This is a genomic window from Puia sp. (assembly GCF_035546395.1).
Classification (GTDB): domain Bacteria; phylum Bacteroidota; class Bacteroidia; order Chitinophagales; family Chitinophagaceae; genus Puia.
Genome location: NZ_DASZXR010000014.1, coordinates 227,542 through 242,142 on the forward strand (window position 1 = coordinate 227,542; position 14,601 = coordinate 242,142).

Sequence of the window (14,601 nt, forward strand, 5' to 3'; positions counted from 1 at the left end):
TTATTTGAAGACCACATTTAGGGTCAGGTTAAAGGAACGGGAGGTTGGAACAGTGTTGCCATACACTCCCTGTGAACCATTGCCCGTGCCATAGCTGCTGACCTCGGGATCGCTACCGGTAAAGCCCGGTTTATAAATAAACAGGTTCCGGCCGGTGAGCGTGAGGCTGACGGCATTGAATGGCGTCTTACCAAGCATCTGGGCAGGCAGCCTGTAACCGATGGACGCCGTCCGCAGTTTCAGGTAAGTGCCGCTCTGCATCGCCGCTTCATAGTTCGTATTGATACGCTGGAAATAATCCTCGGCGTGGACAACCTTGGTGTTTTGTTGTTTTGTCCCCTGTACCAGGCCTTTCACGACGAGGTCCTGGCGATTTTGCGTAACCAGCGGCGTCCCATAAAAATAGCCATACCGGTCGTCCGAGTTGAGGATATCTCCGCCCTTGCGGTAATCCAGGAAGAAGCCGACGGTCCAGTTCTTTATGGTGAAATTGTTGTTGACACCGGCGAGGAAGTCGGGTTGCAGGTTGCCGATGATCTCGTTATTCGGTGTCGTGATCGGCAAGCCGGAAGCGTCGACCATGATCTCATGGGTAGAAGAGTCCCGGAGATAACCCGGGCTATAGAACACCCCATAGGGTTTTCCGACAAAGGCCCAGGTCTGGCCGATTTGCAACTGCGGCGTGTTGCCGAATATCTTCGTCACCTTATTGCGGATACGAGTGTAGTTCAGCGTCATGTCCCAGGTGAAATTGCGGGACTTGACGGGAGTGATATTCACCAGTGCCTCGAAGCCTTTATTGGTCATAAAGGCCGCATTCAGCGTAGTCGAATTGTATCCTGTCGAAGGCGCAATAGGCACTCCCTGCGTGAGGAGGTTGTCGTGATTGCGGTTGAAATAGCTGACCTCGAATCCCAGGCGGTTTCTAAGGAACTGCATTTCCAGACCGACCTCGGCCTCTTTGGTGATCTCGTTGCGCAGGTAAGGATTGCCCAATGACTGGCTGATCAGGAACCCGGAGTTGCCGCCATAGGGGAAACCGCCGGCGATAGTGTAGGGCGTGGTCAGCGAATAGGGTGCGACGTTGTCATTCCCTACACTGGAATAAGAGACCCGCAGCTTGCCAAAGCTGATCGCCGGAACCTTTAACAGCTCCGAGAAGATAAAGCCGGCGCTGGCCGAACCGTAAGGATAGAAATTCTTGTCGGTGGACAGGACCGAGGTGCCGTCATAGCGGCCTGTGAGCGAGAGATTGAGGAAATTCCGGTAGTCAATATTCGCCTGCGCATAAAAACCGATCTTACGCACGAGGGAATGGGTTTCATAACCGGTGATCACCGCGCCATTGGTGACATTGTCGAAGTTGGCCAGCGATGTCCCGGTCCCGGTTATACTATGCGTTTGCGAATAGGTGGACTGAATGTTGTTTCCCAGCAGGAAGCTGACGTCGAAACCGCCAAAGCCGTGACGGGCCTCGGCAATCAGGTCGTTGTTGAACTGACGGAAATTCGAGCTGTTCTGGATGATCTTGCCGGTGGTCACCAGGGCCGTACTGGGCGCCTCGTAATAATCCGGCTGCTCCGTGTAGGTATCCGCGCCGCCGCGTTCCGTCACCGTCAGCCAGTCCAACGGCTTGTACACAACAGTCAGCACCGGGATAAACCGGCTGATCTTGTTGTTGGTATAGATGTTATACAGGTCCCAATACGGGTTGTTGCGGCTTAGCCGGAAAACCCGCTGTTTACCGGCCGAATCGAGATAAGGCAGTGGATTCCAGGTGGAGGGAGAGGTGTAGACCGTCCAGAGCGGGTCGGTGAGGTCATAGCCTTCCGGGATGGCGTGATTCGTTGCCAGGCTGTAGTTGGCCTGGAAGGTCGCCGTGATCTGGTTCGTCAGCCGGTTGCCGAACTTCGCGAAGATAGCATTACGGCCATATTTGGTCGTTGGTACCGTACCCGACTGATCGAGATTGGAATAGGAGAAGAAATAGTTGGACTTGTCGTTCCCGCCGCTGACGCTGACCGTGTTGGTCCAGGTCTTACCCGTAGTGAAAAAGGCATCCATCGGATTCTTATAATATTTCAGCAGGCCGACGCTGCGAAGGCTGTCGACGGAGGGCCCCCAGACGGCGCTGGTCTTCTTGGTGTCCCCGTCAAAGTAGACGCCCCGATCGCCCTGGGCGTACCGGGTCTGAATCTTCGGGAGGATGGGGTTCTCAAAAGAGTATTGCGAGTTGACCATCACCTTCGGCTTGCTGTTGAAGGCTCCGCCCTTGGTTGTGATGAGGACCACACCGCGGGCTGCGGCCGAACCATAGAGCGCGGACGCCGCGGAACCCTTCAGGACGTTGATGCTTTCGATGGTATTGGGGTCGATATCGGACAGGCGGCTGGTGCCATTCCCACCACCGCTGGGGTTGCCGGTCTGGTCATTGTTGACGGGGATACCGTCGAGGATGATCAGGGCTTCGTTGTTCCCCAGCAGCGAGCTGTTGCCGCGGATAACGATCCGGGACGAAGCGCCGGGCTGGCCACTGGACGCCGTGATCTGCACACCGGAAACCTTTCCGGTAAGCGCATTCAGGACGCCGGTCTCTTTGGATGCTGAAAGTGCAGCCCCGGTCACCTGCTGCGTGCTGTACGTTAGTTCCCTCTTTTCGCGTTTGATACCCAGGGCCGTCACGACTACTTCATTAAGGGCATTGTCCCTTGCCTTTACCTGGACATCATAATTCCCGGCGGTCCCCGTAGCGACCTCGCGGGGTTGGATGCCGACGGAGGTGATGATTATCGTCGCACCATCCTTAACGGTCAGACTAAAGCGGCCTTCCGCATCGGTCGCGGTTCCCCGGCGGCTGTCTTTTTCCCTGACGGAGGCGCCGGAGACGGGATTGCCCGCCTCGTCGGTGACCTTGCCAGTGATCTTCTTGGTCTGTGCGGAGGTGGACAGGGCGCCCAGGCACAGGAGCAGGACCAACAGCAGCGGCCACCGGCGGGTAGCCGAAAGGCGGAGGTTGGTTTGTTTTGGTTGATGCATACCTTTTTTGTTTGGTGTTTGAAAGTGAAAGAATCGTTCACAGGTCAATTAAGAGTCATGTTATCATAGAATCGCCACTTGGCGGTATAGTCTTTGTCCAGCGGTTGTTTGGTGAGGATCGCACGGATCATCTCGATGGGCATCGCATTGAGGCTCATCACTGCGTCATGATATTGCCTGTATGTCATTTTGCCCTTGTCGACAAGCTCCTGCTTCAACGCATAGAACTGCCTGCCGCCCGTTAGATAGGCCAGCTGGTAGAGCGGGGGATAGCGGTCCTCGAAGGAACGGCGGACCTCGCCGGCAGCGTTGGCCCGCTCGTGGCCCACCCTGTCGACCAAAAAGTCGATGCATTGCTGGGGCGTCCACTTGCCAAGATGGTAGTTGAGCGAGAAGATGATCCGGGCGCAACGGTGCATATGCCAGAAGAGCATGCCCACGCGGTCCTCCGGCGTCTTGGGGAAGCCGAGATCCCAGAGCAGAAGTTCCCAGTACAGGGACCAGCCTTCGGTCCAGAATCCCGAGCCGAAGTTCCGATAGGTACGGTGGCGGGCATTCGCGAAGGCTTGCAGATTATGTCCGGCGATGAGCTCATGATGCACCGTCGCGCGGGACAGGTAGGGATTGTTCCCGCGCATGCTCATGAGCCGGTCGTCCTCCTCCATCGTATTGGTCGGATAGGAGATGCTGATCTCGTTGCCGCCGGTGAAAAAGGGATTGACGAGCTGCCGTTCAGGGGTCATCATGATCATCCCCCAGGTCTCCTCCGCCAGCGGCGGGATGGTCACCAGGTCGTGCTTCTTCAGGAAATCGACCGACTCATTGAAAAGGCGAAGGATCATCTCGGGTTGCTGACCCGGCGGAACGTAGCTGTTCTTCACTTTTTCCAGCGCGGCCTTCCAGTTGTCTCCGAAACCCATGTCATGGCTGGCCTTGAGCATTTCTTTGTCGCACCAGGCGAACTCCTTGTTGGCGATGTCGATCAGTTCTTCGGGGGTATAGGGGATCATCTCGTACTTCAGCTGGCGAAGCAGCTCTTCGCGGCCCACGGGCTGGCCGACGATGCCGCTCTTGTCGGGTGAGACGAATTTGCCGTTCTTTTCCTTGAAGGATGCGGCGTAGGCGGAGAGCGCGTCATCGAGTTCCTTATAGGTCCTGGGGATCCACCAGGTGAACAGCGGGTCATAGCCGTTGTAAAACTCATAGATGCTCGACAGGGCGCGCTTCAGATCGCTGATCACCTGCCCGGCCTCGAAGATCGCATCCCGGTCGAGGCTCGAGTCGGCGTGGAGTTTCGTCTGGAGATCGCCGATGGTTTTTTTATATTCGAACCAGTCCTTTGCCAGCAGCTCGGAATTGAGTTGGTGGCCGCGGCGCCGCAGGCGTTCGATGGCGTAGATACTGTCGGCAAAGGGGAAGTACCCCTTTACCTTATTGTATTGCCTTGCTTCGATAGCCGATTGTTCGAGCTTTTGCCTGAGATCGCGCTTGAATAAGATATAGTCGACCTTGCATTCCTGCTGGAGACCGTTGAAGTCGAGGCGACCCAGTTTGTCGAGGTATTCATGATACAGCGCGTCGAGGCGGGCGCGCTTGTCCGGCGAGCCGCCTTCGGTGGGCACGAAGTAGCCGCCACCCCTGCCGCCAAAGAAACTGCTGGTGTAGAACCGGACGATGGCGCGGAGGTCGGCATTGTAGTTCTCCATCAGGTTGGGCATTTCCTGGCAGGGAACATAGGCATTTGGGGAGATCTGGGCGAAGGTTAGACTTGAGGAGAGGCAAAAGAGCAAAAGGGTACCATAGAGAATCCGGAGACATTTTCTCATACCAAAAATTTAAATTGGTTAAAAGCAGCGTCCCGCCAAATGTAACCTTAGTCGGGCTACGCCCCTTTTTACGGATTGATCGATCCTTTACCGATTTTAACTTAATTGCAGTGGATTTACCTTTTTATCCATACGATAGAGACAGGCGGCTTGTTCCTGCTTTCGTCGGGTGTCGCGGTCGTTGGCACGCGATTCATCCGGGCATAGTTCGGAACGGCCACCAGCGGCGAGCCGTCGGCCCATTTTCCTTTGATCACCATGACACCGTGCAGCAGGTCCGGCGCCCATTCAAGCGACAGCGGCGCCGAGCCGATCGACTGCGTGATATCCTTATTATCTGCCGCTTCGACATTATACAACAACGGTCCATACCTCAAAGCGACCCGTCCGCGATCGGCCTCGATCTTCTCGTCGGCCGTGACCCGTTGGATCTGCATTGGTAGCTCGACCGCAACTTTGTCGCCTTTCTTCCAGGCCCGGTGGATCGCCGCATAGCCATGTTCGATGGTCGGGGTGATCCGCTGGCCATTCACACGGAGAGAAATTAATCCACTGACCTGCGGAGTGGGGGTGTACAGTTCGGAGGTGGTGCGGTTGGGAACACGGACATACAGGGTGAACGTGGCCGGAGTTTCCGGGTTGACGGTGAGGTCGACTTTGCCGTTCCACGGGTAGTCCGTTTTTTGCACCATTTGAACGTTCGTGCCGGCGATCTTCTCTATGTTGATGTTGCTGCCGACAAAGAGGTTGACATAGAGCCCGTCCTCACCGCGGACATAGGTCCAGGTGGGCATCATCAGCAGGGTGCGCGGGATATTGCCGACGCAACAGGGACAGACATGCCATTCATAACGGGGCTGAGCCGTAGACAGCGCATTTGTATACGTAAAATCCTTGCCGTCGAGGGAGAGCGAGCCCAGCAGGGCGTTGTACATCGTCTCCTCGTAGAGATCGGCATATTTCCCGTCGTGGTAGGCGAGGTTCATCTTGTATTCGAAGAAGATGAGCCCGCAGCTGGAACAGGACTCGCAGTAGGCATTATTTCGCAGCGAATAATCGGGGCCGAAGCCTTCGGAGGTCTCGCCGCTGCCGATGCCGCCGGTGATATAGTATTTGCGATTGACCAAATTGTCCCAGAGCGAAAAGACGGCGCTTTGATAATCCACGTCCTTTGTCTCGGCGGCCACATCCGCCATGCCCGAATACGTGTACATCGCGCGGACGGCATGCCCCACGGCCTCATATTGCTCCTGAACGGGTACGTGGCTCTGGTCGTATTCGCTGCCGCCCTTGCGGTTGTCGAGCAGGAACTTCGCGAGTTTTATATACTTGTCGCCATGTCCCTGGCCTTCCATATCGTTGACGAACCTGCCGAATCGGACGAGGGCCTGTTCCATTTCCTGGTGACCGTCGAACCACGCGATCTTGCCGGGACCGATATTGGCCACCCAGCAGTCGGCCAGCTTCCTGGCAGCGTTATAGAGGCGTTTGTCTCTTCCTTCCGTAAGGGTGTAGTGGTTGATGGCCGACTCGATGAAATAACCGGAGACATATCCCTCATGGTTACCCCTCCCTTCGGGGGACCATCGATGATGCCAGCGGCTGGTATCGCGGAGCGTCCAGGCGGTCTGGAGATAGCCATCGGGTTCCTGCGCTGCGAGAATGATCGGGATCCATTTTTCGAGGGTCCCCTTCATTTTATCCTGCGCGGCAATGATGTCCTTATCGCCTTTCGGATCGACCATCAGGGCCTCGCACATCGCCTCTACCGTCTGGTGTACCCAGGCGTTGGAGAAGACATAACCTTTGTGCTTGCCATGGGGCTCGCCTTTGAGCGCCTTGGCGGCCTCGATGAAGTTATCCAGTCCGCCCTCGCCGGTGGTGAGGTCGGTGCGCTCGCATTCCCGGATGCACCAGGGGATCCAGTTCGTGATGATGACCTTGGCGCGGTCGTTCCACAACTTGCTGTCGATGCTGTAGTGTTTGGTATAGACGACGTCGAGGCGTTTGGACGGGGGTGGGGGGACAACTTTTATTCTTATTTCGCCACTGGTTGGCAGCTTGCCCTGCCAGGCCGTGAACTTCAATCGATAAACCCCTGGCGCGGAGAAGGTCGCGGTGGATTGCGCGGCCGCGGGGTTGGCGATGGTCACCGTGCCGGGGCCTTCCAGCTTTTTCCATTCCACCCTGGTAATGGAATGGACGCTTTTGGTCCGGCCGTCGAGATAGGTCTTGCCGTCGAGCATGACGTCGCGGTCGGCGCCGGCCATGACGATCGGGGGAATGGGCTTCGAATGTTCGGATTCGGTAACGGTCCATTCGGCCAGCGCGGCATTCCAGCGATCGGCCGAATCCATAACGATCCGCAGCCGCGTAGTCGTCACTTCATCGAAGGTGGTGAAATTGAATTTCCCGGCGGAAAGCCCAAGCCCGGCTGCATTGTTTACCGGCAGGAAGGCGGAGCCGTTCCAGTACTCGATATGATAGCTACCCGGCAGCTTTACCGTTCCGGTATGATCCCACCAGAAGACACCGATCTGCCGGGTACTGACAGGCTGCTTCCATTCATACTGTACCCACTGGTTGGCCTGGCGGGCCAGAGGGCGCGCGCGCCGGTCGCCGGGCTCCATCGGTGTTTCGCCGTCATTTAACAAGTCGAGGACGGCGCCGGGCCGGGCCGAACCGGTGGGGGTGGCGACGATGGCGAGGTTACCTTCCGCATTGGCGGCTGCGCCCATTTGCGCGGCGGTAGGCTGCTGAGCGGCGGCCGGCAGCAGGACGGCGGTTAGCAAAGCAGCAGTAAGGAAGCGGTGTATAAGCATATTTAAAAATACTGCGGTAGGAGGATATCCTATTATCCATATTTCACTTTAACCACCCCGATCTTAACTAGTCGATGACGAAGACTTCGTGGTCGAGGATGCGGCCGCCGTCAGGGCCGGAAGGCCCGCGGTGGTCAATAGCCAGGAGGCGGAAGCAGTCTTTTTCAGGAATTCGCGACGGGTGTCCATATATTTGACGAATATATGAAAATCGGATTCATCGGTATCGGCAAGATCACGAGCGCGGTCGTCCAGGGGTTGTGCACTTCGGAGGCAGAAGGATTGGAAATTTTTGTTTCTCCCCGCAACAAGGAGCTGTCTTTGTCGCTGGCCGCCCGCTATGCGAACGTTTCGCGGCTGGAGAGCAACCAGGCCGTTGTCGATCGAAGCGACATAGTGATCATCGCCGTCCGGCCGCCCGTAGCAAAGGAAGTGTTGGGCGCATTGCGTTTCCGCGAAGATCAGACCGTGGTGTCGCTGGTGGCGCTATTGCCCTATGCGTCGCTACGCGAGCTCACCCAGCCCGCGGCCGTCGCCTGCCGCGCGATCCCGTTGCCCACGGTCGTACAACACAACTGTCCCATCCCGTTATATCGCGCCGACGAACGCGTCGGGCGGCTGTTCGGCTATCTCGGCGAAACCCTGCCCGTTTCCGATGAAGCAGGACTGCATGCGTTGTGGACCCTGACCGGCCTGATCACGCCGTACTACGACTTGTTGAAGCGGCTGAGCGAGTGGACGATTGCGCATGGCGTGCAGCCGGAGACAGCCAACGCCTATGTGGCCAATATGTTCCAATCTCTTTCCTTTTTAGCACAGCAGTCGCATCCCATCCATTTCGGCGAGCTGTCGCGTCACGCGGCAACGCCCGGAGGCATCAATGAGCAGGCCGGCGCCGAGATTGCCGCGGCGGGTGCGCACGAGGCCTGGGCGGCAGCGGCGGATGGGGTGTTGATGCGATTTGGGGGATGAAGAAGGCGCGCGCGCGTAACAGAACAGTGATTGTATCGAAACCGGACAGCCGATACCGCAAAAAATAATACAACTAATTGATTAGTAGTTAGTGGAAATTTTGGCACTGCACTGGCAGTGGCATTGACAATCATTTCACTGCCAATGTTCAGGAATTACTTCAAGACCGCCTGGCGCAATCTCTGGAAGAATAAGGTCTACTCGATCGTCAACATCGCGGGCCTCGCCATCGGCATGGCCGCCTGCATGGTGATCATGCTCTTTGTGTTCTACGAAAAGAGCTTCGACCGGTTCCATACCAAAAATATCTATCGCCTCAACGAAGTGCAGAAATTTCCTGGCATGGTGGCTTCGCAAAAAGTGGCGCTGTCGATGTTCCCGATGGGCGAGACGATGAAAGCGGAGTTTCCGCAGATCGTCAACTACACGCATGTCCGGTGGAACGACAAATACCAGATGACCAATGGCGACAGGCGGGTTTTCCTGCCACAGGTGTTCTTTGTGGACACGGCGTTTTTACAGATGTTCGATTTCCCGTTGCTGAAGGGAGACCGCAGAACAGCGCTGCTACAGCCCAACAGCATCGTGCTGACCGCGTCGACGGCACGGAAACTGTTCGGCAGTGAGGACCCCATCGGGAAGACGGTCTCCCATTTTGCCAATGACACGGTATTATACAAAGTGACTGGTGTCGCGGCCGACGCGCCGGAAAACTCGCAGCTGCAATTCGACGCCCTGGGTTCCTTCAATACCTTTATCAAACCCGACTGGTCGAAGATGTGGGGGGGCAACTGGCTCAACACCTACTTCGAGCTGGCGCCCAATACCGATGTGGCCGCAATGGAAAAGCAGTTCCCGGCCTACCTGAAACGACATCTCGACGGCGACGGCTGGAAGTATTACGAGCTTTTCCTGCTGCCGCTGCAGGCCGTCCATGCGCATGCGGCAGATATCGGGTTGGATTATATCAACTATCAGAAGTTCGACAGCAACTACACCAATATCTTCACGGTTATTGCGCTGATCGTGCTGATCATCGCCTGCGTCAATTTTATGAATCTGTCCACTGCTCGGTCGGCGGAACGCGCCCGGGAGGTGGGTATCCGGAAGTCCATCGGTGCGCTGCGGTCGCAGCTGAGCGTGCAATTTCTGAGCGAAACGGTGCTGCTGGCCTTGCTGGCGATGGTGCTGGCCCTGCTTTTTCTCTGGCCGGCAGTGTCGTATGTCGATAACCTCAGCCAGCGTCATCTCGAGATCATCCTCGACCAGAACCGGTGGATACCGCTTGTCGTGCTTGCCGGGACGATCTTCGTCGGCCTCCTGTCGGGGCTTTACCCGGCGGCCTACCTGTCCTCCTTCCAGCCGGTGAAGGTGTTGAAGGGATTGCCGCAGATCGGCAAGAACAAGGGGCTGTTACGGAACGTACTCGTGGTGAGCCAGTTTACCTGCGCGATCTTCCTGATCATCGCCACCGTTTTTGTCTATCGCCAGCTGACCTATATGCAAGGCAAGGACCCGGGATTCGACCGCGACCAGGTCGTCAATATTACCCTCGATGGGATCACCTATAAAAAGTTCGATCTGCTGAAACAACAGCTGAGTCAAAATGCCGCCATCGCAGGGGTAACGGGTGCGCAGGACGAGTTGGGAAGCCATCTCGATCAATCGGGTATCACGTTCTATGGTGATGGGCCGGCGCGGGACCTGACGGGAACGCGGCTGATCGTCGACGCGGACTATTTAAGAGTGTATAAGATCGCGTTGGTGGCCGGGCGGAATTTCTCCCGGGAAAAATCGGCTGTCGGCAAGGAATATATCATCAACGAATCCATGGCCCAGGAATTGGCAAAGAACGAACCGAACAAATCCATCGAGCACCTGCTGGGCAAGCATTTCGGCTTCGATTCCGCCGGGACCATCGTCGGTATCGCCCGCAACTTCAATTTCAATTCCCTGCACTATAAGATCGAGACCTTGTTCCTATTGAACGACGATCGCTATTTCAATACAGTCTCCGTAAAGATCCGGGGTGGACGCACCGACGAGGCGATCACCGCTATTCGTTCCACCTGGAAGAGCCTGTTTCCCGATCATCCGCTGGAATACCAATTCCTCGACGATCATTTCGCGGAGGTGTACCGGGCGGACACGCAGGTGAGCCGTATCGTGAGCGTGCTGGCCGGGTTGGCCATCTTTATCTCCTGCCTTGGACTGTTCGGGCTGGCCTCCTATGCGGCAGAAAAACGCGTCAAAGAGATCGGTATCCGCAAGGTGATGGGCGCGAGCGTCAATAGTATCGTCGCCCTCCTGTCAAGGCATTTTATCCGGCTGGTCCTGCTGGCCAATCTGCTGGCATGGCCCCTTGCCTGGCTAGCCATGCGGCGGTGGTTGCAGGACTATGCGTACCGCGTATCGCTAAGCGGCTGGGTGTTCCTCGCCGCGGGAGTGGCGGCGCTGGGGATCGCGCTGATGACGGTGAGTATCCTGGCTGTGCGGGCGGCGATGAATAATCCCGTGCAATCGCTGCGGAGCGAATAATTGGTTCACTTTTTGAATGGTTGGAATATACAACAAAGACCTCGCATCTCTATGTGAGGTCTTCCGTTTTTGCGCCGCGCCGGCAAGCCGCCGCCCTTAGGCCGGGTTCGGCGAAGCCGGACCACCATGCCCACCCGCCTCGCGGCTCGCACGATTCTCCGCATGCGCCTGGGCGATATCGTATTCCAATTCGGGATCGATGTTCTGCTCCTCCACCCGACGCTGCTTCTCCAGCAACTCCTCATGATGGTCCTGCAACCACTGCAACTGCTTCTTCCCATAGGAAAGGCGCGTAAACAACACGAACAGCACCGGCACGATAAAGATCGCCAGCGAGGAGGACGCGATCATCCCGCCCAGGACGACGAAACCGATGGTTTTGCGGGCGACGGCGCCGGCGCCACTGGCGAGCACCAGGGGCATAACGCCGAGGATAAAAGCCATCGAGGTCATCAGGATGGGGCGTAACCGTAACCGAACGGCCTCGAGCGTGGACTGTACCAACTCTTCGCCACGGTCGACGCGAAGCTTCGCAAATTCGACGATCAGGATGGCATTTTTCGCGGATAGACCGATCAGCGTGATCAGACCGATCTGTGCATAGACGTTGTTCGTCAGCGGCGGGATCAGGCTCAGCGTGGCAATGGCCCCGAAGGCGCTGATCGGCACGGCCAGCATGACGGCAAAGGGAACCGACCAGCTCTCATAAAGCGCAGCCAAAAAAAGAAAGACAAAGACGATCGAGAACGCAAAAATGTAAACGGTCGTCGACCCCGCCCGGATCTCCTCGTAACTAAGTCCCGAGAATTCATAGGAATAGCCCTGGGGCAGGGCCTTGGCGGCGGCTTGCTTCAACGCATCGATGCCCTCGCCCGTGCTGTAACCCTGCGGCGTCGAACCATCGACTTCCGCCGACCGGAAAATGTTGAAGTGAGTGATCAGCGGCGCTGTCTCGATAGGCACGTAGTGGATCAGCGTGCTCAGAGGAAGCATCTGCCCCGCCGAGTTGCGCACGTAGTACTTGTCCATGTTGGAAATGAGGGCGCGATAGTTGGTATCGGCCTGCACGACCACGTGGTAGGTGCGATTATAACGCGTGAAGTTGTTGACGAACAGGCTGCCCATATAGGCCTGCATCGTATTGAACACATCGGAGATATTGACCCCCAATTTCTGGCATTTCTCCCGGTCGACGGTCAGGTCGTAGCTGGGGGTATGCGCCCCGTAATAGCTGAAGGCCGTGCTGATCGCGGGATATTTATGACATTCGGCGACGAATCGCTTGACGACATTCTCGAACTGGTGGATATCGTCATTCGTATTCCCCTGTTGTATCTGCATGCTGAAACCCGCGGCAGTGCCGATACCACGGATGGGTGGGGGCGGGATGACGATCACATTGGCGTTCTTGATCCCCGCGGACGCGAATTTCTTCTGCAGGTTGAAGATAAGGCCTGGAAGCCGGGTGTTAGGCGTTACCCGATCCTCCCAGGGTTTCAGCATCACGAACATGCTCCCGTTGTTGGAATTGGCGCCGCCGCTGACGATATTGAAACCCGAAATGGCCGTATAATGGTTCACCGCGGAATCCTTCGCGACGATCGCCATTAACTTTTGCATCAGCGCCGTCGACTGGGTGACGGAAGAGGCTTCGGGCAGCTGGTAGGTGACATAGATACGACCCTCATCCTCCGAAGGAATAAAACCGGAAGGCTTCTTTTTGAACAGGATAAAAGCTCCTGCACAGATCCCCGCCAGCAACAGGACAGTCCATTTCGAGCCGCGGATCCAACTGTGCACGGATCGCGAATACCCGCCGATAAAACGATCGAAACCCCTGTTGAACCAAAGAAAGAAGCGATCGAAGAGGTTCTTCTTCTGCAGATGCGAAGGCCGGAGCAGCAAGGTACACAAGGCCGGGGTTAGCGAGAGCGCCACAAAGGCCGAAATGATGACGGAGATGGCGATGGTGATCGCGAATTGCTGGTAGAGGCGGCCGACGATGCCGGGGATGAACCCCACGGGCACGAATACGGCCGAGAGGATCAGCGCGATGGCCACCACGGGCGCCGAGATCTCCTTCATCGCGTGATAGGTCGCCTCCTTCGGCGACATGTGCTGCTCATCGATATAATGCTGCACCGCCTCTACCACGATAATGGCGTCGTCGACGACGATACCGATGGCCAAAACGAACCCGAAGAGGGTCAGGGTATTGATGGTGAATCCCAGGGGGATAAAGAAACAGAAGGTGCCGAGGATGGAGACGGGGATCGCCAGGATGGGGATGAGGGTGGAACGGAGATTCTGCAGGAACAGCAGCACTACCAGCGCGACGAGCCCGAGGGCCTGGAGCAGGGTCAGCAGCACTTCGTGGATCGAGACCTTGATGATCGTGACCGACTCGAAAGGGACCTTATAGTCCACATCCGGCGGGAAGTATTTCTTGAGCCGTTCGAGCTCGGCATAGACATTCCTGGCCGTTTGGAGGGCGTTGCTGCCCGGCGCCTGGTAGACCATGAGGATCGAGGCGCGTTTGCCATCGACCCAGGAGTAGCTGGAGAAGGTGAACTTGCCCAGCTCTACGCGGCCGACGTCCCTGAGATAGACGAGATGACCGGTGACGCCGGCCGAATCGGGGATCGTCTTGACGACGACGCGTTCGTAGTCGGCGGGTTTTGTCAGCAGCCCGTTTGGCATCACCGTCAGCTCATAGGCCTGGCTGCTGTTCTGGGGCGGGGCGCCGACCGCACCGGCAGCCACATAGGCGCTCTGGGCGTTCAGCGAAGCGATGACATCCTTCGGCATCAGGCCATACGCCGCCATTTTATTGGGATCCAACCAGATGCGCATCGCGAACTGGTCCGTCCGGGCGTTCACGTCACCCACGCCGGGCACGCGAAGCAGCGCATCCTCGATAAAGACATTGGTATAGTTATCGAGGAAAGTGATGTTATGGGAGTTCTTCGGCGCGAAGACCGCCACCATCATCAACATATCCGGGTTCCGCGCACGCACGGTAAGGCCCAGCTTGCTCACGACGGAGGGAAGGAGGGGGCTGGCGATGCCCACGCGATTTTGGACATTCAACGCTGCGATATGCACGTTCGTGCCGATGTTGAAGGTAACGCGGACGTTCATGCTGCCTGAGTTGGTGCTGGTGCTTTGCATGTACTCCATGCCGGGCGAGCCGTTCACCTGCTCTTCGATGGGTATCGCCACCGTTTGCTCCGTGGTCTGCGCATCGGCGCCGGTATAGTTGCCGCTGACCGAGACCGAGGGCGGGGAGATGTCCGGGTACTGGTCTACCGCCAGGTTGAAGATGCAGATGATACCCGAGATGACCAGGACCGTCGAGATGACGATCGCGGTAACGGGTCTTTTTATGAACGTATTGGCGATCATTC

The 14,601-nt window shown here is 57.0% G+C and carries 7 protein-coding genes; 2 read left to right on the forward strand and 5 right to left on the reverse strand.

Annotated elements, in window-relative coordinates:
- The 4 genes from VHE34_RS13625 to VHE34_RS13640 all read right to left on the reverse strand — a co-directional run bounded on the left by VHE34_RS13625 (position 1) and on the right by VHE34_RS13640 (position 7,873).
- Entirely contained in the window at positions 1-3,036 is a 3,036-nt protein-coding gene (locus VHE34_RS13625; RefSeq protein WP_325588771.1) for a SusC/RagA family TonB-linked outer membrane protein, read from the reverse strand.
- 44 nt (positions 3,037-3,080) lie between these two features.
- On the reverse strand, positions 3,081-4,862 hold the full coding sequence (locus tag VHE34_RS13630; protein ID WP_325588773.1) for a DUF885 family protein: 1,782 nt from the start codon (positions 4,860-4,862) through the stop codon (positions 3,081-3,083).
- A gap of 116 nt (positions 4,863-4,978) precedes the next feature.
- The gene (locus tag VHE34_RS13635; protein ID WP_325588775.1) at positions 4,979-7,684 is read right to left on the reverse strand and encodes a glycoside hydrolase family 127 protein; all 2,706 of its coding nucleotides are present in this window, start codon (positions 7,682-7,684) and stop codon (positions 4,979-4,981) included.
- Positions 7,685-7,747: 63 nt separating this feature from the next.
- Complete coding sequence (locus VHE34_RS13640) at positions 7,748-7,873, reverse strand: hypothetical protein (RefSeq protein ID WP_325588777.1); 126 nt, start codon at positions 7,871-7,873, stop codon at positions 7,748-7,750.
- 15 nt (positions 7,874-7,888) lie between these two features.
- On the opposite strand from VHE34_RS13640, the gene VHE34_RS13645 reads away from it, so the two are divergent.
- The gene (locus VHE34_RS13645; RefSeq protein WP_325588779.1) at positions 7,889-8,656 is read left to right on the forward strand and encodes an NAD(P)-binding domain-containing protein; all 768 of its coding nucleotides are present in this window, start codon (positions 7,889-7,891) and stop codon (positions 8,654-8,656) included.
- Positions 8,657-8,800: 144 nt separating this feature from the next.
- Positions 8,801-11,194, forward strand: a complete 2,394-nt coding sequence (locus VHE34_RS13650; protein ID WP_325588781.1) for an ABC transporter permease — start codon at positions 8,801-8,803, stop codon at positions 11,192-11,194.
- A gap of 96 nt (positions 11,195-11,290) precedes the next feature.
- Here VHE34_RS13650 and VHE34_RS13655 read toward each other — a convergent pair whose 3' ends face one another.
- Positions 11,291-14,599, reverse strand: coding sequence for an efflux RND transporter permease subunit (locus tag VHE34_RS13655; RefSeq protein WP_325588783.1), 3,309 nt, complete (start codon positions 14,597-14,599; stop codon positions 11,291-11,293).
- Positions 14,600-14,601: the final 2 nt, after the last annotated feature.

Bases quoted from the DNA above. Each gene is read 5' to 3' on its own strand.
- VHE34_RS13655 (WP_325588783.1), bottom strand. From the start codon at position 14,599: ATGATCGCCAATACGTTCATAAAAAGACCCGTTACCGCGATCGTCATC.
- VHE34_RS13645 (WP_325588779.1), top strand. From the start codon at position 7,889: ATGAAAATCGGATTCATCGGTATCGGCAAGATCACGAGCGCGGTCGTC.
- VHE34_RS13650 (WP_325588781.1), top strand. From the start codon at position 8,801: ATGTTCAGGAATTACTTCAAGACCGCCTGGCGCAATCTCTGGAAGAAT.
- VHE34_RS13635 (WP_325588775.1), bottom strand. From the start codon at position 7,684: ATGCTTATACACCGCTTCCTTACTGCTGCTTTGCTAACCGCCGTCCTG.
- VHE34_RS13640 (WP_325588777.1), bottom strand. From the start codon at position 7,873: ATGGACACCCGTCGCGAATTCCTGAAAAAGACTGCTTCCGCCTCCTGG.
- VHE34_RS13630 (WP_325588773.1), bottom strand. From the start codon at position 4,862: ATGAGAAAATGTCTCCGGATTCTCTATGGTACCCTTTTGCTCTTTTGC.
- VHE34_RS13625 (WP_325588771.1), bottom strand. From the start codon at position 3,036: ATGCATCAACCAAAACAAACCAACCTCCGCCTTTCGGCTACCCGCCGG.